Origin of the sequence: Halomonas sp. AOP43-D1-4, from assembly GCF_052446175.1 — a bacterium.
Lineage (GTDB): Bacteria > Pseudomonadota > Gammaproteobacteria > Pseudomonadales > Halomonadaceae > Vreelandella > Vreelandella citrativorans.
The window spans coordinates 144,509-165,662 of record NZ_JBQSVY010000006.1; the positions used below are offsets into that span (position 1 = coordinate 144,509).

The following is a 21,154-nucleotide window of genomic DNA, read 5'->3' on the forward strand; positions in this document are numbered from 1 at the left end:
CGAAGCGCTTGTTGTGTCAAAACCCATTGCGAAATGTTTAACGGCACTGACCTCTACTTCCTTTGCTAAACACTATTACATAGGTGGCGTACGCCATGATTGCCTTTTTAATCAAGCGGCTGATGCACGCGGTATTGGTGATGTTCATCATCAGCGTGCTGGCCTTCGCCATCCAGGATAACCTGGGTGACCCGATACAGCAGATGGTTGGACAATCGGTCCCCGAAAGTGAACGAGAGGCCCTGCGCGAGCGCTTAGGGCTTAATGATTCTTTCATGGTGCAGTATGTGCGCTTTGCCAAAAATGCCGTACAAGGCGATTTTGGCAACTCCTACTTCTACCGCGAACCGGCGCTCAGCGTTATTGCACGCCACCTGCCAGCAACGCTTGAGCTCGTCTTTGCGGCCACCTTAATTATCGTGGTTTTTTCGGCACCTATCGGGGTGTACAGCGCTATCAAACCGCGCTCGATTATCTCGCGTTTTTTTATGGGGGCATCGATTATCGGTATTTCGATTCCGGTGTTCTTAACCGCGATTGTATTAATTCAAATTTTTGCTATCGGCATTACCGTCTCAATTTTCCCCGAAGGGACCGCGTGGGGGGCCTGGTTAAACAGTGCGCTATCCACTCAAGGTAATATGCCCTCGTTTGGGCGCGGTTATGACCTAGTGCACGTGTTTGGCTATTGGGATACCAACCTGGCCACCTGGAGCGGCCTGCAACACCTAGTGCTGCCCGCCATTTCACTCGCCTCTATCATGCTGCCGCTGTTTATTCGCTTGATCCGCGCTGAAATGATGGAAGTACTGCAGTCTGAATACGTCAAGTATGCCCGCGCCAAGGGCATTTCAATGCGCCGCGTCTATTTTGTCCACGCGCTTAAAAACACCATGCTACCGGTGATCACCGTAGGCGGTGTTCAAATCGGCACGATGGTGGCTTACACCATTCTGACCGAAACCGTGTTCCAGTGGCCGGGCATGGGCCTGATGTTTTTGGACGCGATCAACCGGGCTGATATCCCGCTAATCGTGGCCTATCTAATGATTGTCGGTGTCATTTTCGTGGTGACCAACACCATCGTGGATTTGATTTACGGCTTTGTGAACCCCACCGTAAAACTGACGGGTAAACCCGCATGACGATGACAACAAAGAGCGTGCCCAAGAGCAAATCGCCCAGCCATTTCCAACGCTTTCGCGACTCCTATTTATGGTACAGCTTCAAGAGTGACCGCACGGCACAGCTCTGCCTGGCGGTATTTATCTGCCTGGTAGTGGCTGCCTTTGCCGCGCCTCTTATTGCACCTACCGATCCCTACGATTTGCGTCAGATCGATATTATGGCCTCCGAATTGCCACCGTTCTGGGTCGACGGAGCGGACGAACGCTACTCGCTGGGCACCGATGCCCAGGGCCGAGACCTTTGGTCGATTATTTTGTACGGTACGCGGGTATCGCTTTTGATCGGCTTTGGTGCGGTGATCTTGCAGGCACTTTTAGGCGTAACGTTTGGCCTAATGGCAGGCTATTTGGGCGGCCGTGTGGATGCTTTTTTTATGCGTCTGGCGGATATTCAGCTGTCATTTTCCACCTTGATGGTGGCTATCGTGGTCGGTGCTGTGGTGAAGGCCACCCTGGGTAGCTCATTTTATAGTCAATACGCGGTACTGATGCTGGTACTGATTATTGGCTTGGCCGAGTGGCCACAATACGCCCGTACCGTGCGCGCTTCCGTACTTGCCGAGAAAAACAAGGAGTACGTAGACGCTGCACGAGTAATGGGACTCCGCAGCAAACGGATCATGTTCCGCCATGTGCTGCCTAATACGTTATCGCCTATTTTCGTTATTTCTACCGTGCAAATTGCCAACGCCATTATTTCTGAAGCGGCGCTGTCGTTTTTGGGCCTGGGGATGCCCGAGACCCACCCATCGCTTGGTTCGTTAATCAAGGCAGGCTTTGACTACATTCAATCAGGCTCCTGGTGGATCACGCTAATTCCCGGTGCGGTACTGGTAGTGCTGGTGCTGTCTATCAATCTATTGGGCGACTGGCTGCGCGATGTCATGAACCCACGACTCTATAAAGGCTGAGGGCACCATGGCATTACTTGAAGTTTCCCAACTGGATGTACGGTTTGGCCTGCGCCAAGGCGAAGTACGTGCACTGCGTGACGTTAGCTTTACGCTAGAGCGCGGTGAACGTTTAGGCATTGTAGGCGAGTCTGGTGCTGGCAAATCGGTTGCGGCGTTTTCGCTGCTTAACCTGATTGCCAAGCCCGGATTTATTGCCGGTGGCAGTATTACGTTTGAAGGACAAACGCTGAATACCATGTCGGAGCGCGGGCTGCGTAAAATACGTGGCAACCGAATCTCAATGATCTTCCAGGACCCAATGATGACGCTGAACCCAGTGTTATCGATTGGCGCTCAAATGGTGGAGTGTCTAAAAGCTCACCGACGAATTTCCTCTAAAGAGTCCCGCGCCATTGCACTGGATAAATTACGCCAGGTGCAAATTCCCTCACCGGAAAAGCGTCTGGAGCAATACCCTCATGAACTTTCCGGCGGCATGCGGCAGCGCATTATTATTGCTATTGCGTTGCTGCTTGACCCGGACATCATTATTGCCGATGAGCCGACAACGGCACTGGATGTTACCATTCAGGCAGAAATCATGGCGCTACTGCTGGATCTCTGCGAACAGCACAATGTTGGGCTTATTTTGATTACTCACGACCTTGGCGTCGTGAGTCAGGTCACTCAACGCATGCTGGTCATGTATGCCGGCCGCGTGATTGAGCAAGGCCCTACGCGTGAGATCATTAATGACCCGCAGCATCCTTACACCCAAGGGCTGATTAATGCCCTGCCCCAGATGGCAACACCTGGTGAAAGACTGAATCAGATCCGTGGCAGCATGCCTTCGCTTTCCAATCTCCCCAGCGGCTGCGCCTTTCACCCGCGCTGCGACTTTATTAAGCGCGCCGATGGGCAAACCCGCCCCGCTTGTATTGAGCAAGTGCCCGGATTTGTACAAGCGGGCAACTGCCAGGTAGCTTGCCATATGGTGGCTGAACTGCTGGAAGATCGTCGTTTAAAGGAGGAAAGCCAATGAGTACGCAGGCAAGTGCGATGGCAGAGCATCACATCCCCGCTGAAAACGTCGAAGAAGCCCAGACACTTCTGCAAATCCGCGATCTCAAAAAGCGGTTTTCGCTATCAGGCGATTTTCTTGACCAATTGCGATTTAAAGGCGGCAAGCTCGTTCGTCACCAGGAACACGTACACGCTATTAATGGCGTGAACCTGGAGATAATGCGTGGCGAGGCACTCTGTGTGGTTGGCGAATCCAGCTGCGGTAAATCGACCGTTGCCCGTACAGTCATGGGGCTCATTACGCCATCTGAAGGCGAGATTCACTATGATGGTCAGCGCATTGACCATTTAAGCTCGCGCCAATTGCTGCCGTATCGCAAGCGCATGCAGATGATTTTCCAGAACCCTTACGCGTCGCTTAATCCCCGGATGACCATCCAGCAAACACTGGAAGAGCCACTGCGCTTGCACCACCCCGCATGGAACCGCCAGCAGATCGCCGATAAGGTCGAAGAAGTAATGAGCTCGGTGGGCATTGACCCAGACTGGGGTAAGCGTTTTGGTCATGAATTCTCCGGCGGCCAGCGTCAACGTATTGCCATTGCGCGAGCGCTGGCAGTGGACCCTGAGTTTATTGTTGCCGATGAGCCCATTTCAGCGCTGGATGTCTCTATTCAGGCACAGGTGCTGAACCTGTTGATGGAAGCCCAGCACGCGCGCAATTTGACCTACCTGTTTATCACCCATGACCTTGCGGTAGTGGAGCATTTTGGTACGCGGGTTGCCGTGATGTATCTGGGCACCGTGTGCGAAATAGCCACGACCTCGACTCTGTTCGCCAAGCCCCGCCACCCTTACACCCAAGCACTCCTTTCATCTATTCCGCGCCTTGAAGATGACCGGCCGCAGCATATTCGCCTTAAAGGTGAGGTGCCAACGCCGGTTAACTTACCGAGCGGCTGTGTTTTTCATGGTCGCTGCCCGTATGCCAATGCGCGCTGCATTCAAGAAATCCCGCAATTAAAAATGCAGGATGACGGCACGCGTGTAGCCTGCCACGCTGTTGAGGAAGGCCGCCTATGAAGCGTAGGCATTTACTGGCCAGTCACGCCATCTCACTGCGAGGTAAAGCATGGAAATTCGCTGGCTAGAAGACTTTATTGCCCTGGCCAGGACTCGGCACTTTTCACGTGCCGCCGATGATCAAAACGTAACCCAGCCGACCTTCTCTAGACGGATTAAACTGTTGGAAGAAGAGATGGGCATTACGCTCATTAATCGCCAAACGCTACCGCTTTCGTTAACCCCCGCCGGTGAGGAGTTCCTCACCTTATGCGAACAGGTAACGGAGCGCGTTCGTTTAACGCGTGACCGATTGCGCGAGATTAATGCCGGTCAACAGCGGCGCATTATGGTGGCCGCCCCGCAAAGCCTGCTGGGGAATTTTCTGCCTGAATGGCTAGCATCTACCGGCTGGCAGGACCATGTACAGCCCTACCTGCGCGCTACCGGGTGGATTGCTCACGACTATTTTCAAGCGTTAATGCGCGCAGAGTGCGACCTGGCTATCTGTTACTGGCCTGTCGGGCGATGCGACCTGGATATCGATACAAGCGCTTGCACCTATCGGGTGATCGGCCATGAGCGGCTAATTCCCGTGACAGGCCTTGCCCCTCAAGGCGAGCCTTGTACCGTTTTGCCAGGCACACGCCAACAGCCCTCGCCTTGGCTTGCCTACCCCAAGCGAGGCCTGCTGGGCTCTGCGATAAAGGCACACTTGGCCAGATTACCTCAAAGCACCCACCTGGTGGCACAAAGTGAAAATCTATACGCGGCAGGTATAAAAGAGCTGGTACTGCTGGGATATGGCATGAGCTGGCTGCCAGAACGCAACGTTTCACAGGAGCTCGCCCAAGGCACCCTCGTCAGAGCAGGCGATAGCCGCTGGGATGTGCCCATGGAACTGCGCTTATACCGCCATCAGCATCAGCACCATGCAGAGCTAGACAAACTCTGGAGCGAACTCGCCCCGTCACGTAGTTAACAGGATAGATTTTCATGTCAACAACGCTTTTTAACCTGCAGCTTGATCATATCGTTCATTTACAGCACGCCTATGAGCAGGTGTTAGCAAAGTACGGCTTTGACAGTCTGGTGATTTATAGCGGCCACGCTAGCCATCATTTTGCTGACGATCATGCCTCCTCTTTCCAAACCTATGGCCATTTTATGCACTGGGTAGGCCTTGCGGATATTCAGCACAGCTGGCTAGTCATTGAGCCTGGTAAAAAACCGCAGTTTTATCTGCATGCGCCCGCTGATTTTTGGCATCAGCCTACTCTGCTACCCGATGAGCCCTGGCTATCCGTCATTGATGTACATCAGTGTGCCCACGCACGCGCACCTCATTTAGAGGGCCGCAGCGTTGTCATAGGCGATATAGCAAGCACGGCGCCCGATATTCAGCAAGCGTTGAACGCTGAAACAGCCCCTGATGAGGTTGTGCGAGCGCTTGATGAACTTCGCATGTTCAAAACACCTTACGAAGTTGCCTGTCTACGAGAAGCCAATCACCTTGCAATGGCAGGTCACGAGGCCGCCCAAGCCGCCTTTATTGGCGCTTCAGGCGAGCTCGATATACAACTGGCCTACCTAGCGGCTAGCCGACAGCGCGAATCTAACGTTCCCTACCAGAATATTATTGGTTTGAATGGACATGCAGGCGTCCTGCACTACCAACATTACGATATAACACCACCCAGCCAGCGCTACAGCTTGTTAGTAGATGCCGGGCGACGCTTTAGAGGGTACTGCGCAGATATCACCCGCACCCACGCAGGGCCTGATGCCCCCGCGATTTTTGAAGAACTGGTAACGGCACTACATCACCTAAAAGATGACATTATTAGTCGCATCGAACCGGATACCTCTTTTGTTGAGCTACACCAGCAAATGCACCAAGCCCTGGGAAGCGTCCTCGTTGCCCATGACATATTTAAAGGCACCGTCGAGCAAGCGGTAAGCGAAGGAGTCACTCGCGCCTTCTGCCCACACGGTTTAGGTCACTCCCTGGGGCTTCAAGTGCATGACGTAGCCGGTTTACGTCACCCTGATGGCTCAGCGGCCCCCGCCCCAAGCGAACATCCCGCCCTGCGCTTAACGCGTATTTTGAAACCCGGCATGGTGGTAACCGTTGAGCCAGGACTCTACTTTATTCCGATGCTCCTAAACCCGTTGCGCGACACATCGCTTCCAATTAACTGGACGCTGGTGGATCAGTTAATGTCCTGCGGTGGTATTCGTATCGAGGATAACGTAGTGGTCACTGAAAATGGTTACGATAATCTGACCCCATAAGGCCCGTAGCAGAACCTGTTGTTAAGCCGTAACAAAAACACCCGGCGCACGGCCGGGTGTTAGATGATATTTTAAAGCTGGCTTATGCCTTAGAAACGGAACGTCACGCCACCGCCGATGGTGACCGGGTCCATATCGACTTTACCGATATGCTCGCCATCACGTTTGATCTCGCCATCCACATCCGCATAGCTTACGTAGCCATTCAGTAACACGTTCTGGGTGACTGCTAAATCCACACCGGCTTGGCCGATAGCGCCATAGCTTCTGCGTACGTCAATATTGTCAGGACCACCCGAGAAGCGTGTGTAGTTAAGCCCGGCGCCAACGTACGGCTGAACACGTGAATCCAGCCCACCCATGGGGTAGTAATTTACCAATAGATTTACGGGTAAGCGGTCAATGCTTCCCAGGTCTTGTGATGCCGCATTGAGCTGATGTTCAAACTTTTCAGAACTATTAAGCTCAACACCCACTTTATCAGTAAATAGATAACCAGCGCCGAACGTGAAGCCTGTCTCGCTTTGAACGTTCAGTGACTCTCCATTGATATTACCGTTGCCTGATCCTGTATCGGTTTGAGCGACGCCACCACGAACAAATGCATCGCCAGCGTTGTACGCTAAGGCAGCCTGGCTAGCCAGTGCTAAGCCAGCAGTTACCACAGCGGCTGAAATTAATTTCATATTGCTCATTAGGTTCACCCTCTATGCATTTTAGCTTGGGATTGGTGCCGACCAACCGGCTTACCTATACAATATATACCAATCGAACAGTGTTTCCAAATTTTTTGTGACATTCTTGTTATATGTTGAAAATGTTAGCTCTTTTTCTTCACACATAAAAAAAGCCCCCCGAAGGGGACCCAAGTGGAGCACGCCAGCTCACACGGTGTATCGCAAAACGGTCATTACCGTGGCGATATAGCAAAGAAGGAAGAGCATCCAATGTGGCTAGTGATGCTGTTCATTTGCTTCGTACTTACGATATAGCGAACTGCGTGCCATTATCCTAAAAGCTATTAAAATACAAATACATATACAAAGCGCCCGTACTCAACTCGCCTACCTCAATATCTCATGCGAAGAAAGTGCACCAACCCTGTTCGTGCTTAGGTAGTTTTGCCCCATAAAGGTACCGTGCGTATCCATTGAGTCTTGGTGCTTCTATTTAACGCCATCGGAATTGGCTGTTGGCCCCGACACCTACCCTCACGTACACTTGTTTGAATACGTTTTCGACCCGTCGAGGCACTCTTCATGGCGTTTGACTCTACTTCTTCCTACATTGCCACTGATGCACTAAAGCAAGCGGTTAACGCAGCGATTATTCTTGAACGGCCGTTGCTGATTAAGGGCGAGCCTGGCACCGGTAAAACCCTGCTCGCGGAAGAGCTGGCCGAGTCACTGGGCACTCAGCTAATTACCTGGCATATTAAATCCAGTACCAAGGCCGCCCAAGGGCTTTATGAGTACGATGCGGTTAGCCGGCTGCGCGATTCTCAGCTAGGTGTCGAAGGCGTGGAGAACGTAGCCAACTACATAAAGCCCGGCAAACTGTGGGAAGCCTTTACGGCCGATGAACGTGTCGTGCTTTTGATCGACGAGATAGACAAGGCCGATATCGAGTTTCCGAACGACTTGCTCCAGGAACTGGATCGCATGGAATTCCACGTTTACGAGACCGGTGAAACGATCCGAGCCAATCAACGCCCCATTATTATCATCACGTCCAATAATGAAAAAGAGCTACCCGATGCATTTCTGCGCCGCTGCTTTTTTCATTACATTGAATTTCCCGACCGAGCCACTCTGCAGGCGATAGTGGATGTGCACTTTCCGGATATTGCACCGCGGCTGGTCGGCGAAGCGCTGAACGTATTTTTCGAACTACGTGATGCGCCCGGCCTTAAGAAGAAACCTTCAACCTCTGAACTGGTTGATTGGCTTAAGCTGCTAATGGCGGATGAAATTGCCCAGGAAGCGCTCTACAACCGCGACCCAGCCAAGGCGCTGCCGCCCATGGCCGGCGCACTGGTTAAAAACGAGCAGGATACCCAGCTGCTTGAACGCCTGGCGTTTATGTTACGCCGTCAGAAAGGCACAGGTCGTTAAGCCATGTTTATTGGTCTGTTCGAAGCATTAAAGCGTGCAGGCGTGCCTGTTTCGCTGCGTGAGTTATTGGACCTGCACGCGGTGGTTGAACGTGGCGTCGTATTCGCCGATATGGAAGCATTTTACCAAGTCACTCGCACGGTAATGGTAAAAGACGAACGCCACTTTGACCGTTTTGATCGTGCGTTTGCTGCCTGGTTTAAAGGCCTTGAAGACATGGATGCCGCCATTGAGGCGTTGATTCCCGATGACTGGCTGCGCCGGGAATTCGAAAAGCAACTGTCGGATGAAGAGAAAGCCAACATTGAATCGCTAGGCGGCCTGGAAGCGCTGATCGAAGCCTTTAAAAAACGCCTGGAGGAGCAAAAAGAGCGCCATGCAGGCGGTAACAAGTGGATTGGCACAGGCGGCACTAGCCCATTTGGCGCCTATGGCTATAACCCTGAAGGCATTCGTATCGGCCAGGAAGGCTCACGCCATCGCCGCGCAACAAAGGTCTGGGATGAACGGCGCTTTCGCGACTATGACGATTCGCTGGAGCTGGGTACCCGCAATATCAAAATGGCGCTGCGCCGACTACGCAAGTTCGCCCGCCTGGGTGCTTTGGAAGAGTTCGATGTCGACAGTACTATTCGTGAAACAGCGCGCGATGGGGGCTTACTAAACGTTCAGATGCGCCCCGAGCGCCACAACGCCGTTAAGGTGCTGCTGTTTCTGGATGTAGGCGGCTCCATGGATGACCACATTCGTGTTTGTGAGGAGCTGTTTTCGGCTGCCCGATCTGAATTCAAGCATCTTGAACACTACTACTTTCATAACTGTTTATACGAAGGGGTCTGGCGACATAATTCAAGACGCGGCAGCGAGCGCATCCCCACCATGGACGTGCTCCACACTTACGGCGCGGATTATCAGGTAGTCATCGTAGGCGATGCGGCCATGTCACCTTATGAGATTACTCACCGAGGTGGCAGTGTCGAGCATTTTAATGAAGAGCCCGGCGGCACATGGCTGAAACGCGTCTGCGAGACCTTTCCCCACTTGGCATGGCTTAACCCCATGCCACCTCGCGCTTGGGAGTACACGTATTCCACGCAGTTGATTCGTGACATTATTGAGGACCGCATGTACCCCATGACACTGGAAGGGCTGGAAAGCGCCATGCGCGAGCTGGCCAAAAAGTAGCCTCGGCCAGCTCACAGGATAAGCATGCTCAGAGCGTTGCGGGAAACTGGTTCAAGCCGTTTAGAAAGTCCTGTTTGGCGCTTTCAAATGCTTTTGGGTCGTGCTTAAAGCGTCGTAAAATGAGCGCCTCATCCAACACAACGGTCGCGGCCAGCTCTCCTGCATTACTGGCCGGATGGCGGCCGCTTAAGCCAATGCGTTTGCTGTCAGCGCCATCAAACCAGCGCTTGATACCACTCGCCTGATAAACCGCCTCCTGCTCCGCATTATCTACCTCAACGCGCAGCGGCGCTTTAAGCGCCAATTCGCTGATAAGCCGCTGCTTGGCGCCTTGCTCAAACTCGCAGGCGTGAGTAATCGTCATGCCTTCGCCCGCCTCATCCAATACCAACAGCGCCAGCGCCAACGGCTTACCAGCACCATCTACACCCGCAACCAAACGGGCTATTTCCTGGGTAAACAGCACCTTGCGCGTACCGGCAAACACCACCAGCGGGGTTAATCCTGCCTGCTGACCATAAACGCTAGCGCACAGTTGCGCTAAACAGGCATCTCGCTGCCCCGCTTCTTTAATCTGAACTACCTTCATGACGCTCTCTTTTACGCTGTTGCGACCAGTATCAGCTACGTTAACGCCGCAAGGTTAGAGGATACCGACGCGGCATACCAGCCAGAATTTATCCTTATGACAGCATCAGCAAAGACACAACTGCAAGGCAAACGACCAGCGCCGCTTGCTATCAGACCATTAAGCTTGCTGGATAAGCTTAATAATTGCCTCTATCTCCAAATGCGCCTCCAGCGAATCCGCTAAACGCTCTAGCTCTTTTTCGCGATGGGCCAGGTAATCCACTTGGCCTACTTCGGTCAGCCCAAAGCGCTTCAAGAGCGCTTGGCACGCATCAGGATGGTCAAACAAGCCGTGCAGATAGGTACCCATTATTTGTCCATCGTCACTAACAGCCCCTTCGTGACGGTTTTCCAAATCAAATAGCGGGTTCGCCAGCGCCGCGCCCTCGCTAACCCCATTATGGATCTCATAACCGGTGGCACTGGCCCCTTCAGGTAGCAGCTGACCCACAACGTTACGCAACTGCTTGCCCGAGACCATCTGCGTGGTAAGCGACAATAACCCAAGCCCCGCAACGCGCGCTGGTGGGCCTTCAAGGCCCTCTGCGTCTTCTACCCACTCGCCCAGCATCTGAAAACCACCGCAAATACCCAACACCTTACCGCCATAGCGAAGGTGGCGTTTAATGGCCACCTCCCATCCTTGGCGCTTTAGCCACGCCAGATCGTGGGCAGTACTCTTGCTGCCCGGCAATATGATGACATCCGCCGCGGGAATCGGTTGGTCCGGTCCAATAAAATGCAATGCCACGTGAGGGTGAAGGCGCAGCGGGTCAAAGTCGGTATGGTTACTGATACGTGGAAGCGCCGGCACAACAATAGTTAATGGCGCTACCTGCGCTGTTTTTTGGGTGAGGCCTACGCTATCCTCAGCATCCAGTAATAATCCCTGCAGATACGGCAAGGTGCCGAACACAGGTTTACCTGTCCGCTGGGTCAACCACTCAAGCCCAGGATTCAGCAGGCCAATGTCGCCGCGAAAACGATTAACGATAAATCCCTTGGTACGCGCCTGCTCACTTTTACTTAGCAACTCAAGCGTGCCTACCAACTGGGCAAATACGCCCCCTCGATCAATATCGCCGACCAGTAATACGGGGCAATCTGCCGCCTCCGCAAACCCCATATTTGCGATATCTCCCTTTCGCAGATTAATTTCGGCAGGGCTGCCCGCCCCTTCGGCAATAATGACATCATAACGGCGCTGCAATGCATGCCAGGCGGCCATGACACTTTCCTGAGCAGTCCGCTTAAAGGCGTGGTAATCCAGCGCCCCCATATGGCCGTACACCTTGCCGCGCAAAATTATCTGGGCGCCACGATCCGATTCCGGCTTAAGCAGCACGGGGTTCATATCGCTATGAGGCGCAACGCCAGCGGCCTGTGCCTGTAGAGCGGTAGAGCGGCCGATTTCTCCGCCATCTTCAGTTACGGCACTGTTCAATGCCATGTTTTGAGGCTTGAAAGGAGCCACACGAAAGCCTCGACGTTTAAGTACTCGGCATAGCCCGGCGACCACGGTGCTCTTACCTGCATCTGACGTGGTGCCTTGAATCATTAAGGTGGCCATGCGACATGCTCCATACGTTCAGTTAGCCCAGCAAAGGCCGAACTGTAGCGAGCACTCTACAAGGATGCAACGCACATCAAGGGCAAAGAAGACCACCCTTGCGACGGCGCCCCCAGCAGGCTTAGCGATACAAACAAGCGCTTTACACGCCCTCAGCCCTCCTGGCGTGATAAAGCATCTGATTGTTTAACCTGAAAACAGAGATGGAAGTTGCTTAATAACGCCGGCATGGGCTCATCTTCTGTGAGCCTGTCGGGCGGGTTTAACGTAAACGTGTGGTTGTTCATCAGCGCGGCCAGTACCGCACTGGTCACCAGCAGGACGATATTTCTTCCGGGACAAATACCCGGCCCTCCGCTAAAAGGCAGCAGTGGCCAGTGTTTAAGTTGCTCAGGGTTTAGCCAAATATCGGGCGCAAAGCGGTTGGCGATGTCCAATGTGCAGTCATCACGGTGAAAATAGGGCGCATGGATAAGCAGCGTGGTATTGGTAGGCATTTCGCCTTGCGACCAGCATGTTCGCTCTGTTGTTTCGCGCAGAATAAGGGGCGTTGTTGGCCACAACCGCAAGGCTTCCAGCACACAGGCTTGTAAAAAGGGGTTGTCTGGCGGTGGGGAGAGGTTAATTTCACGCTGAGCCCGTTCAGCCTGAGCCGGATGGGCGCATAGCAGCGCCAACGCTCGAAACGTCGCCATACCGGCAGGCTCAAACGCAAATAGCCACTGAGGCATCTGGCCCACAGGTTTTGCCTGGCTCCCGATGGCGTAATGGGACACCTTCGCCGCCAGGCTATTGGTTTCAGACTGATCGACATAGTGCGCTAAACGATTATGAAATTTTTGCCGTAACCGCTTGCGCTTGGGACGCATGAATCCCCAATTAGCAGCCTTACGCAGTTGAATAAGTTCTTGGGTGAGCGGGTAATCATCCCGAGCAGCATCCCCCAACACCACGCGACGCACGACACGGTTCCAGGCATCAAAAAACAAGGGCCAGTCCAGCTTATTATTATGATGATAAACGGCCTTTAAGAGTGCGTTTACCTCCTGCTCAGCCACTTGGGTAAAGTGATCAGAAAAACGGTGCATCGGACAACCGCTTTCTAAAACGTCTTCATTTAACCGCCGCCGCTCTTCGCGGGCCTTACCCTTTGAGATCAACGCTACATCCGGTTCAAAATGGGCAAGTGCGCTCTTTTTTGCTGATTCAGCCGTGGCGAAGGGCTCGGGCGTTTCCTCTATTACCCGGGTTGCATCATCCGGGTCTAATATCAATGCCATGGGTTTGAACGGTGTTTTAAAAAGTAGCGGGCCCTTTCCATATTTATTATTAAACGCCTGTACTTGTTTAATGGAGCGCTTGTCCAGTGCCCATCGCTCAGCAACGTGCATAACGCCTGGGCGGCGAATAATGACGCCCTTGGCAATATTGGGCGCCATGACCTTAAACAAGAACGATACTGTTTCGCTAAACGATGCCGTGGGCAGTGAATCGGTGACGGTTTCCTTTGCCATTAGCGCTCTCCTTTTAAATCGTCCATGAGAGCCAAGTCTAGATGCCCCTTAACGCACCGCAAGCGAAACGCTTTAAATCTTTAGCCTTTCAAACCTTTGTTAAAATAAAATAATTTTATGAGTAATAATTAAAGGAAACGGCAAATGCTTTTACCATCGTAAAACTAAAAAAATGGGATCTTTACCGATTGTTTGCTTATTTCACTATTTCGTACAATAAAGAAGAATAACCATCTAACTGCTCAAGGCTCTTCACTGGCCTACTAGCGATAGGCTTCTGGCAGACATTGCCGCCGTTTTCGGGTATTTTGGCAGCCCTCTTTTACCCAAAATTAACGGCTATAAATGCAAGATTTACTCAATGAGATCGCAAGGGCAATGGCCGCCGAAACCGAGCGTGGTAAGGTGGCCGACTATATCCCTGAGCTTGCTCATGCGGACCCCCAAAAATTTGCCATTTCACTTGCTACAGTGGAAGGCGCACGCTACTCAGCCGGTTGTGCCACCACTCCTTTCTCGATTCAGAGTATTTCGAAAGTGTTTACGCTGACGATTGCGTTGGGAAAAATGGGCGATGCGCTTTGGTCCAATGTAGGCCGTGAGCCATCGGGTGACCCGTTTAACTCTATCGTTCAACTTGAGCACGAAGGGGGCAAACCGCGGAATCCATTTATTAATGCCGGGGCGATAGCGGTCGTTGACGCCATCATGATGGGTCATGAACCCAAGGAAACGCTTGCCGAACTGCTAAGCTTTGTGCGCTATATCGCGGACGACGACAGCATCTGCTTTGACCATACTGTCGCTGCTTCTGAAATGGCGCACCGTGACCGCAACGCCTCGCTTGCCCACTTTATGAAAGCATTTGGCCGCCTGCGCCACGATGTCGATAAAGTTCTGGGCACCTATTTTCACCAGTGCGCCATTGCCATGAGCTGCCAACAGCTTGCTCACGCAGGGCTATTTTTGGCGTCTGATGGCGTTAACCAGCCCAGCAACATTCGCGTCGTCTCCCCTCAACGGGCTCGGCGTATTAACTCGTTGATGATGATGTGCGGGCATTACGACGCCTCAGGTGAATTTGCTTTTCGGGTGGGGCTACCAGGAAAAAGTGGCGTCGGTGGCGGCATCCTGGCAATCGCCCCAGGCCAAGGCGCCATTGCTGTCTGGTCACCAGGCCTGGATGAATATGGCAATAGTCTGCTGGGCACGAAAGCACTTGAAATGTTTGCTCAACGCACCGGCTGGTCAGTGTTTGGGCATTGATCTGATCGTTTTTACTCCTTCAAGTCACCACTCACAATCTGGTTAGTAATAAAAAAACTAAAATATTTCTACCTTGCTAACCAGACAACATCCTACTGATGGTAAAACTGCCATCAAATTCTTGCCAAATTTACATCTCCTCGACATCAGTTCGTAACAGTCCCTCGCTAGGCTGACACCCAACCAATGAGATCGATCTCATTTCACCAATAACAGGTGCTGGCATGGCAGATTTACTCAGCGTGGCGAAACTCGCCGGCGTCTCTCGAGCAACGGCCGCACGCGCTTTTTCAACCCCTGATTTAGTACGCGACACAACGCGGGAAAAGGTCTTCCATGCAGCTCAACAGCTTGCATTTAGGCCTAACAAAGTGGCTCAGCAGTTGCGCTTACAAGCAACGCAAATGATTGGCGTCATGGTACCTAGTCTTGATAACCCGGTATTTGCGGAACAGCTTCAAGCCATGGAAGTAGCCGCTCGGGCCTGCGAGTATTCACTTATTGTTACGACGAGTGAATACGATGCCAGTCGCGAGAACGACATTGTCGAAGAGATGTTACGTCAGCGAGTTGATGGCTTGGTGCTAACCGTGGCTGAAGCTGATAAAAGCACCGTGCTTACTCAGCTACGTCAAGAAACTACGCCCTGCCTGCTTGTTTATAACCCTCCCGGCAAAAGCGGTTTTCCCTCTGTCGGCGTTGATAATCACGCCGCTAGCGAAGCCGCCACCCACTACCTTATTTCGCTGGGTCACCAGCAAATTGGTATGGTCGCCGGCCCATTACTGCAATCCGACCGTGCGCAACATCGTTATGAAGGCTATCGCCTTGCCATGCAGACAGCTGGGCTACCCCCATATCCACTCATTGAAATGCCCCGTCACACCCAAGCAGACCTGAAAAGTCTAGCGCCGCATTTACATGGCACCGATGGACTCAGTGCGCTGATTTGTACCAATGATCTACTCGCCATCAGTTTGATAGGCGAACTTCAACGAGCCGGGCTTTCGGTACCTAGCGATCTATCCATTATGGGGTTTGACGGCATTGCCCTGGGAAAATATCTCTATCCCTCGCTTTGCACCATTGAGCAACCCCGTGCGGATATTGGTCGTGCAGCCATTCACACGATGTTGAACATGATTCGGGGTGAAAGACCCGTTCTTACACCCCTGCCCTATGTATTACGAAAGGGCGAAAGTGTCGGAGCTCCGACAACCAGAAAGACCCCACCAGGTATTTCATCGAGGAGTATCACATGAACGTTAAGCATCTATATCAAGCGCTATTGGCCACTACGCTGATCAGCGCTTCAAGCAGCGTGATGGCTCAAAACAGTGATAATGCTATTTGCTACAACTGCCCGCCCGAGTGGGCGGACTGGGGCACACAGCTACGCCTGATTGAGCAGGAAACCGGCATCAGGGTGCCACAAGATAATAAAAACTCCGGCCAGTCACTGGCACAGCTAGTGGCAGAAGCCAATAGCCCTGTTGCTGATGTGGTCTACTACGGAGTGACGTTTGGTATCCAGGCGATGGAAGCCGACGTCGTTGAGCCTTACCAGCCAGCCCATTGGGATGAAATACCTGAGGGCCTTAAAGACCCTGACGGTAACTGGTTTGCCATTCACTCAGGCACGCTTGGCTTTATGGTCAACGTTGATGCCTTGGATGGCGCCCCCGTTCCTACCTCTTGGGAAGACCTGCTCAAACCTGAGTACCGGGGCATGGTGGGCTATCTTGATCCCGCCAGCGCTTTTGTTGGTTACGTGGGGGCAACCGCGGTTAACCTGGCGATGGGTGGCGATCTTAACGACTTCACCCCCGCCATTGATTACTTCAACCAGCTCGCCGATAACGCCCCCATCGTTCCAAAACAAACCAGCTACGCCCGCGTACTTTCCGGTGAAATTCCGATTCTGCTGGATTACGACTTCAACGCTTACCGTGCCCGCTATAGCGATGGCGCCAACATCGACTTTGTGATTCCTGAAGAAGGCAGTGTCGTTGTGCCCTACGTCATGAGCTTGGTGAAAGATAGCCCTAACCCGGAAAACGGCCACCAAGTGCTTGATTTCGTACTTTCCGATCAAGGCCAAGCGGTATGGGCAGATGCTTATCTACGCCCGGTACGCGAAGAGGCTATCTCAGCAGAAGCCCGTGAAGTCTTTCTGCCCGATAGTGATTACGCCCGCGCCGTCACGGTAGATTATGACGCCATGGCCAATGCCCAGCGCAGCTTCTCCGAGCGGTATCTTTCGGAGGTTCGTTAATCATGGCAGTCATATCCAAGCAGCCCCCAGGGGCTGCTTATTCAGCCACCCAAGCAATAAGCCAAACCCCGAAACGTAAAAACTTCATTGCGGTATTCGCCTTAGCGCCAGCACTAGCCGTATTTTTCGCTTTCTGGCTACTGCCGTTTTCTCGTCTGATTCTAATGGGCGCTGAAGCCGATCGTAGTAGTGGTATCAGTGCTTATCTCACCATTCTTACCCATCGACAGTACTTAATTAGCCTCGTCACCACCGTCACAATCTCCTTTACCGTCTCACTTGTTGCCGTGGGCATCGCAGGCATCGCCGGTTTTTTTTTGGCACGCCACCGTTTTATAGGTAAATCGGTATTGGTCGCGATTCTCACCTTTCCACTTGCCTTTCCAGGCGTGGTAGTCGGCTTTTTAGTGATTATGTTGGGTGGTCGTCAGGGAGCTTTGGCTCAATTGAGCCTGTGGTTATTCGATGAGCGCTGGATGTTTGCCTATTCACTTGCCGGGCTCTTTATCGGCTATCTCTATTTTTCCATTCCGCGCGTCATCACCACGGTAATGGCGGCTTGTGAAAATCTAGACCAAAGTCTTGAAGAGGCTGCCCGTTCGCTGGGGGCAAACTCATGGCAAGTCACTAAAGATGTCATCGTGCCGGGTATTGCGCCCGCTTTACTTTCGACCGGCGCTATCTGCTTTGCGACCAGCATGGGGGCATTTGGTACCGCTTTCACGCTCGGCACGCGACTGAGCATTTTACCTCTCGATATTTATGGCGAATTTACCAACTACGCCAACTTCGCCATGGCAGCCGCGCTATCTGTTGTGCTTGGGCTGATTACTTGGGTCGCATTAAGTCTGGCCCGCAAGTTGGCGGGCGGCAATGTAGGAGCCCCCGTATGAATCCACGTATCCGATTCTTCCTACAGCTGAGTTTCACTCTGCTGGTTTGCCTCTTCATGATCATCCCCGTGGTCATGTCCGTCATGGCTGGGCTGACCGAGAACTACTTTGTTGGCCTTAAAAGCGGTTTGACGCTGCGCTGGGTAAGTGAGGTATGGCAGCTTTACTCCAACACAATCTGGCTTTCTATCAAGCTGGCGCTGGCCTGTTTGGTGATTACAACGCTGATTGGCGTGCCCGCGGCTTATGGTTTGCTACGCAGCCGCCGCCGCTGGGCCAATGCGATTGAGGAACTGCTCCTGCTACCGGTGGCCGTGCCAGGCCTTGCCACTGCCCTCGCTTTACTACTTGCCTACGGTAGCTACCGGGAATTCCGTGGAAGCTGGCTATTCATTTTGGTAGGCCATGTACTTTTCACTCTGCCATTTATGGTGCGAGCCGTGCTTTCTGTTATGCAAACCGCGCGTCTACCGCTGCTTGAAGAAGCGGCAGCAAGCCTAGGAGCCAACTTCCGACAACGCTTTTTTGCGGTGGTGATTCCCAACTGTCTTAGCGGTATTTTGGCGGGCGCGCTGATGGTCGTCACCCTATCAATTGGTGAGTTCAACATTACCTGGATGCTGCATACCCCGCTTACTAAAACCCTTCCGGTAGGCCTAGCCGATAGCTATGCCTCCATGCGCCTTGAAGTGGGGTCGGCCTATACACTGATCTTTCTAGTGATGATTGTCCCACTGCTGGTGGCTATTCAATGGGCTGGGCGGCTTTCCAGCCCACGCCGTTAAGCAACCAGAACATCTAACTCGCCCCGTCGCCAAGAGATAACCCCGAGATCGATATGAGTTCATCCGTCAGCATCACCCTAACCCAATGCAGCCGTACTTTTTCAGGTAACCACAAGGCCCTGCAACCGCTAGATCTCCACATTAACGCAGGAGAAACCTTAGTGTTACTTGGGCCGTCTGGATGTGGCAAAACTACTACACTGCGCATCATCAGCGGCCTTGAAAGCCCGGATAAGGGCGGTCGCGTCCAATTTGGCGAACAGGATGTGACTGCCCTGCCTATTGAAAAGCGCGATGTCGGCATGGTGTTTCAAAACTACGCCCTATTTCCCAATATGAGTGTTGCCGACAACATTGCCTACGGTCTGAAAATACAGCGCTTGCCCCGTTCTGAGATTGAGCAACGGCTGGCCGAGGTCATGCGCATGGTGGATCTGGAAGGCTTTGGCGAGCGGCGTATTGATGCCTTGTCAGGTGGGCAAAAACAGCGCGTTGCCCTCGCGCGCGCCATTGCCGTTCGCCCCAAAGTGCTGCTATTTGATGAACCCCTTGCGGCTCTGGATGCCAAGTTGCGCGACCGGCTGCGCCTGGAAATCGGCCAGCTACTACGCGAGCTGGGCACAACCGCGGTTTATGTGACCCATGATCAAGACGAGGCGATGGCCTTGGGAGACCGTATCGCAGTGATGCAAACCGGGAGAATTGCACAATTGGGTACGCCCCAAGAGATTTATCACCAGCCCGCCAATGCGTTTGTGGCCGACTTTATCGGCGCGGTGAATCGCTTGGAAGTCATCGGAAAAGGGGCTGATGGTCATCTCTCGGTGCAAGGCGGTGAATTGACCGCGCCTCACCTACGAGAGGCACTAAGCGTTTACTGTCGTCCAGAGGATATCGAAGTGGTCGCCCTAGCGGATGCCCAAGTAAAAGGCCGCATTCTACAAAGTATTTTTCTAGGCCAGTCTCAGCAGTTAATGGTTGATACAGGAGGCGCTACACCGATTCAGGTTAAGGCATCATCGCGCCAGCATTGGCCCACTGGCGCCGCTATTGGTTTGAACCTGCCCCCGCAAGCGCTTTTTCATCCAGAGCTAAGTCATTCAAAACTAGCCGCCACAAGCGCCAAGGAGCAGGCCAATGGGTAAATCTTGTCTTATCGCTCAAATCAGTGACCCGCATATCAAAGCTGGCGGGCGCCTTTCCTATCGTCAAGTGGATACTGCCAGTGCTCTACACCAAGCCATTCAAACGCTCAATCAGCTAATGCCACGCCCCGATTTGGTACTCATTAGCGGTGACCTGGTCGACTTTGGCCACCCCGATGAGTACGCGACGTTTAAACAGATTTTGGCGGAGCTAACGCTGCCGGTTTATCTGATCCCCGGCAATCATGATGACCGCGATCATTTGCGTACTGCTTTTCCCGAGCATGACTATCTCTTTCAAGACGCTCATTATTTACAGTGGGTAATTGATGACTACCCAGTACGCCTAGTGGGGCTGGACTCCTCCGTGCCGGGCGAGCCTTACGGAGAGCTAAGCGAGGAAAGCCTGTGCTGGCTGGATAAAACCCTGGCCGAACAGCCGCAAACCCCAACGCTGGTGATGCTCCATCATCATCCATTTATCAGTGGCATTGATCATATGGATCGCCAGCCTCTTAAGCAGCCCCACGCGCTGGCCGAGATAATTAACAAGCATGCCCAGGTTGAACGCGTGCTTTGCGGGCATGTACACCGCACTATTCAGGCACGCTTTGGAAATACGTTAGCCATCAGCTGCCCTGGAGTTTCGCATTATGTCAGCCTGGATCTAACCCCAGACGGCCCTTCCCGTTTCCAATTAGAGCCGCCAGGGTATTTACTACACCAATGGTCAGCAGAGGCAGGCATGGTGACGCACCAAGGTTTTATTAAACAGTACCCGGGCCCTTATCCGTTTTACGACGCTAACGGTCTAATTGACTAATACACGCTTCATACACCGCTAAATCCCCGGCAGAAAAGCAGCAAAACGTCACCGTCTCAACGGTAGAGCCCTGCTTTAGAATCTCGCTCACCGTTGAGACAGCAATCCGTGCAGCTTCTTCAATAGGATAACGGTATACGCCTGTACTGATGCTCGGAAATGCTACCGAGCGTGCGTTTACCGATTCAGCCAGAGCCAAGCAGCGCTGATAGCAAGACGCCAATAATTCAGCTTCGCCGCGTGTTCCGCCGTGCCATACAGGGCCAACGGTATGGATAATAGTACGTGCTGGCAGTTTAAAGCCTTCGGTCAGTTTTGCATCGCCAGTGGCGCAGCCACCCAGCGTTCGACAGGTATCGAGTAGTTCCGGTCCGGCCGCACGGTGAATGGCGCCATCTACGCCTCCGCCACCCAGTAATGAGGTGTTGGCCGCGTTAACAATGGCATCAACATGAAGCGTAGTGATATCGGCTTGTATCGCGGTAATGTTCATT

The 21,154-nt window shown here is 52.8% G+C and carries 20 protein-coding genes; 15 read left to right on the top strand and 5 right to left on the bottom strand.

The features are described 5' to 3' along the window. Window positions 1-95: 95 nt before the first annotated feature. The 6 genes from ACT3RQ_RS08360 to pepQ are packed head-to-tail and all read left to right on the top strand — an operon-like array spanning window position 96 to window position 6,460. Window positions 96-1,145 carry an ABC transporter permease gene (locus tag ACT3RQ_RS08360; RefSeq protein ID WP_172118203.1) on the top strand — a complete coding sequence of 350 codons (1,050 nt, stop codon included), beginning with the start codon at window positions 96-98 and terminating at the stop codon, window positions 1,143-1,145. Next, entirely contained in the window at window positions 1,142-2,098 is a 957-nt protein-coding gene (locus ACT3RQ_RS08365; RefSeq protein WP_172118204.1) for an ABC transporter permease, read from the top strand. The genes ACT3RQ_RS08360 and ACT3RQ_RS08365 overlap by 4 nt, the downstream gene beginning before the upstream one ends. A 7-nt stretch (window positions 2,099-2,105) precedes the next feature. After that, window positions 2,106-3,122: an ABC transporter ATP-binding protein gene (locus ACT3RQ_RS08370; RefSeq protein WP_444680284.1), complete on the top strand. Its 1,017-nt coding sequence runs from the start codon at window positions 2,106-2,108 to the stop codon at window positions 3,120-3,122. Window positions 3,123-3,139: 17 nt separating this feature from the next. Next, the gene (locus tag ACT3RQ_RS08375; RefSeq protein WP_444680343.1) at window positions 3,140-4,186 is read left to right on the top strand and encodes an ABC transporter ATP-binding protein; all 1,047 of its coding nucleotides are present in this window, start codon (window positions 3,140-3,142) and stop codon (window positions 4,184-4,186) included. A 49-nt stretch (window positions 4,187-4,235) separates the two neighbouring features. Beyond that, entirely contained in the window at window positions 4,236-5,147 is a 912-nt protein-coding gene (locus tag ACT3RQ_RS08380) for a LysR family transcriptional regulator (protein ID WP_172118206.1), read from the top strand. A 14-nt stretch (window positions 5,148-5,161) separates the two neighbouring features. Next, complete coding sequence (gene pepQ / locus ACT3RQ_RS08385; RefSeq protein WP_444680285.1) at window positions 5,162-6,460, top strand: Xaa-Pro dipeptidase; 1,299 nt, start codon at window positions 5,162-5,164, stop codon at window positions 6,458-6,460. 89 nt (window positions 6,461-6,549) lie between these two features. Here the strand turns inward: pepQ and ACT3RQ_RS08390 are convergent, their stop codons facing one another. Then, a complete protein-coding gene (locus tag ACT3RQ_RS08390; protein ID WP_172118208.1) occupies window positions 6,550-7,155 on the bottom strand; it encodes an OmpW/AlkL family protein in 606 nt (201 codons plus the stop codon). Window positions 7,156-7,719: 564 nt separating this feature from the next. Between ACT3RQ_RS08390 and ACT3RQ_RS08395 the strand changes: the two genes are divergently transcribed. Continuing rightward, window positions 7,720-8,574 carry an AAA family ATPase gene (locus tag ACT3RQ_RS08395; RefSeq protein WP_444680286.1) on the top strand — a complete coding sequence of 285 codons (855 nt, stop codon included), beginning with the start codon at window positions 7,720-7,722 and terminating at the stop codon, window positions 8,572-8,574. Between the two features lie 3 nt (window positions 8,575-8,577). Further along, the gene (locus ACT3RQ_RS08400; RefSeq protein ID WP_444680287.1) at window positions 8,578-9,759 is read left to right on the top strand and encodes a vWA domain-containing protein; all 1,182 of its coding nucleotides are present in this window, start codon (window positions 8,578-8,580) and stop codon (window positions 9,757-9,759) included. A gap of 28 nt (window positions 9,760-9,787) precedes the next feature. Here the strand turns inward: ACT3RQ_RS08400 and ACT3RQ_RS08405 are convergent, their stop codons facing one another. From ACT3RQ_RS08405 to ACT3RQ_RS08415, 3 genes are all read right to left on the bottom strand, one after another. Further along, entirely contained in the window at window positions 9,788-10,348 is a 561-nt protein-coding gene (locus ACT3RQ_RS08405) for a hypothetical protein (protein WP_444680288.1), read from the bottom strand. 159 nt (window positions 10,349-10,507) lie between these two features. Further along, on the bottom strand, window positions 10,508-11,959 hold the full coding sequence (locus ACT3RQ_RS08410) for a cobyric acid synthase (RefSeq protein ID WP_444680289.1): 1,452 nt from the start codon (window positions 11,957-11,959) through the stop codon (window positions 10,508-10,510). Window positions 11,960-12,111: 152 nt separating this feature from the next. After that, window positions 12,112-13,473, bottom strand: a complete 1,362-nt coding sequence (locus ACT3RQ_RS08415) for a cytochrome P450 (protein ID WP_444680290.1) — start codon at window positions 13,471-13,473, stop codon at window positions 12,112-12,114. Window positions 13,474-13,818: 345 nt separating this feature from the next. On the opposite strand from ACT3RQ_RS08415, the gene ACT3RQ_RS08420 reads away from it, so the two are divergent. From ACT3RQ_RS08420 to ACT3RQ_RS08450, 7 genes are all read left to right on the top strand, one after another. Next, the gene (locus ACT3RQ_RS08420; protein WP_444680291.1) at window positions 13,819-14,739 is read left to right on the top strand and encodes a glutaminase; all 921 of its coding nucleotides are present in this window, start codon (window positions 13,819-13,821) and stop codon (window positions 14,737-14,739) included. Between the two features lie 224 nt (window positions 14,740-14,963). Next, a complete protein-coding gene (locus ACT3RQ_RS08425) occupies window positions 14,964-16,001 on the top strand; it encodes a substrate-binding domain-containing protein (protein ID WP_444680292.1) in 1,038 nt (345 codons plus the stop codon). Then, window positions 15,998-17,014, top strand: coding sequence for an ABC transporter substrate-binding protein (locus ACT3RQ_RS08430; RefSeq protein ID WP_444680293.1), 1,017 nt, complete (start codon window positions 15,998-16,000; stop codon window positions 17,012-17,014). Before ACT3RQ_RS08425 ends, ACT3RQ_RS08430 begins: the two co-directional genes overlap by 4 nt. Before the next feature lie 2 nt (window positions 17,015-17,016). Next, entirely contained in the window at window positions 17,017-17,907 is an 891-nt protein-coding gene (locus ACT3RQ_RS08435; RefSeq protein ID WP_444630917.1) for an ABC transporter permease, read from the top strand. Further along, window positions 17,904-18,692 carry an ABC transporter permease gene (locus ACT3RQ_RS08440; protein WP_172118221.1) on the top strand — a complete coding sequence of 263 codons (789 nt, stop codon included), beginning with the start codon at window positions 17,904-17,906 and terminating at the stop codon, window positions 18,690-18,692. The genes ACT3RQ_RS08435 and ACT3RQ_RS08440 overlap by 4 nt, the downstream gene beginning before the upstream one ends. Window positions 18,693-18,745: 53 nt before the next feature. Beyond that, complete coding sequence (locus tag ACT3RQ_RS08445; protein WP_444680294.1) at window positions 18,746-19,837, top strand: ABC transporter ATP-binding protein; 1,092 nt, start codon at window positions 18,746-18,748, stop codon at window positions 19,835-19,837. Next, window positions 19,830-20,660 (top strand): phosphodiesterase, encoded by an 831-nt coding sequence (locus ACT3RQ_RS08450; RefSeq protein ID WP_444680295.1) that lies wholly within the window; start codon window positions 19,830-19,832, stop codon window positions 20,658-20,660. Before ACT3RQ_RS08445 ends, ACT3RQ_RS08450 begins: the two co-directional genes overlap by 8 nt. Here ACT3RQ_RS08450 and ACT3RQ_RS08455 read toward each other — a convergent pair. After that, window positions 20,641-21,153 carry an O-acetyl-ADP-ribose deacetylase gene (locus tag ACT3RQ_RS08455; protein ID WP_444680296.1) on the bottom strand — a complete coding sequence of 171 codons (513 nt, stop codon included), beginning with the start codon at window positions 21,151-21,153 and terminating at the stop codon, window positions 20,641-20,643. The genes ACT3RQ_RS08450 and ACT3RQ_RS08455 overlap by 20 nt on opposite strands. Window position 21,154: the final 1 nt, after the last annotated feature.

Bases quoted from the DNA above. Each gene is read 5' to 3' on its own strand.
- ACT3RQ_RS08365 (WP_172118204.1), top strand. From the start codon at position 1,142: ATGACGATGACAACAAAGAGCGTGCCCAAGAGCAAATCGCCCAGCCAT.
- ACT3RQ_RS08380 (WP_172118206.1), top strand. From the start codon at position 4,236: ATGGAAATTCGCTGGCTAGAAGACTTTATTGCCCTGGCCAGGACTCGG.
- ACT3RQ_RS08375 (WP_444680343.1), top strand. From the start codon at position 3,140: ATGGCAGAGCATCACATCCCCGCTGAAAACGTCGAAGAAGCCCAGACA.
- ACT3RQ_RS08415 (WP_444680290.1), bottom strand. From the start codon at position 13,473: ATGGCAAAGGAAACCGTCACCGATTCACTGCCCACGGCATCGTTTAGC.
- ACT3RQ_RS08450 (WP_444680295.1), top strand. From the start codon at position 19,830: ATGGGTAAATCTTGTCTTATCGCTCAAATCAGTGACCCGCATATCAAA.
- ACT3RQ_RS08425 (WP_444680292.1), top strand. From the start codon at position 14,964: ATGGCAGATTTACTCAGCGTGGCGAAACTCGCCGGCGTCTCTCGAGCA.
- ACT3RQ_RS08400 (WP_444680287.1), top strand. From the start codon at position 8,578: ATGTTTATTGGTCTGTTCGAAGCATTAAAGCGTGCAGGCGTGCCTGTT.
- ACT3RQ_RS08430 (WP_444680293.1), top strand. From the start codon at position 15,998: ATGAACGTTAAGCATCTATATCAAGCGCTATTGGCCACTACGCTGATC.
- ACT3RQ_RS08435 (WP_444630917.1), top strand. From the start codon at position 17,017: ATGGCAGTCATATCCAAGCAGCCCCCAGGGGCTGCTTATTCAGCCACC.
- ACT3RQ_RS08410 (WP_444680289.1), bottom strand. From the start codon at position 11,959: ATGGCCACCTTAATGATTCAAGGCACCACGTCAGATGCAGGTAAGAGC.
- ACT3RQ_RS08420 (WP_444680291.1), top strand. From the start codon at position 13,819: ATGCAAGATTTACTCAATGAGATCGCAAGGGCAATGGCCGCCGAAACC.
- ACT3RQ_RS08395 (WP_444680286.1), top strand. From the start codon at position 7,720: ATGGCGTTTGACTCTACTTCTTCCTACATTGCCACTGATGCACTAAAG.
- ACT3RQ_RS08360 (WP_172118203.1), top strand. From the start codon at position 96: ATGATTGCCTTTTTAATCAAGCGGCTGATGCACGCGGTATTGGTGATG.
- pepQ (WP_444680285.1), top strand. From the start codon at position 5,162: ATGTCAACAACGCTTTTTAACCTGCAGCTTGATCATATCGTTCATTTA.
- ACT3RQ_RS08390 (WP_172118208.1), bottom strand. From the start codon at position 7,155: ATGAGCAATATGAAATTAATTTCAGCCGCTGTGGTAACTGCTGGCTTA.
- ACT3RQ_RS08445 (WP_444680294.1), top strand. From the start codon at position 18,746: ATGAGTTCATCCGTCAGCATCACCCTAACCCAATGCAGCCGTACTTTT.
- ACT3RQ_RS08405 (WP_444680288.1), bottom strand. From the start codon at position 10,348: ATGAAGGTAGTTCAGATTAAAGAAGCGGGGCAGCGAGATGCCTGTTTA.
- ACT3RQ_RS08455 (WP_444680296.1), bottom strand. From the start codon at position 21,153: ATGAACATTACCGCGATACAAGCCGATATCACTACGCTTCATGTTGAT.
- ACT3RQ_RS08370 (WP_444680284.1), top strand. From the start codon at position 2,106: ATGGCATTACTTGAAGTTTCCCAACTGGATGTACGGTTTGGCCTGCGC.
- ACT3RQ_RS08440 (WP_172118221.1), top strand. From the start codon at position 17,904: ATGAATCCACGTATCCGATTCTTCCTACAGCTGAGTTTCACTCTGCTG.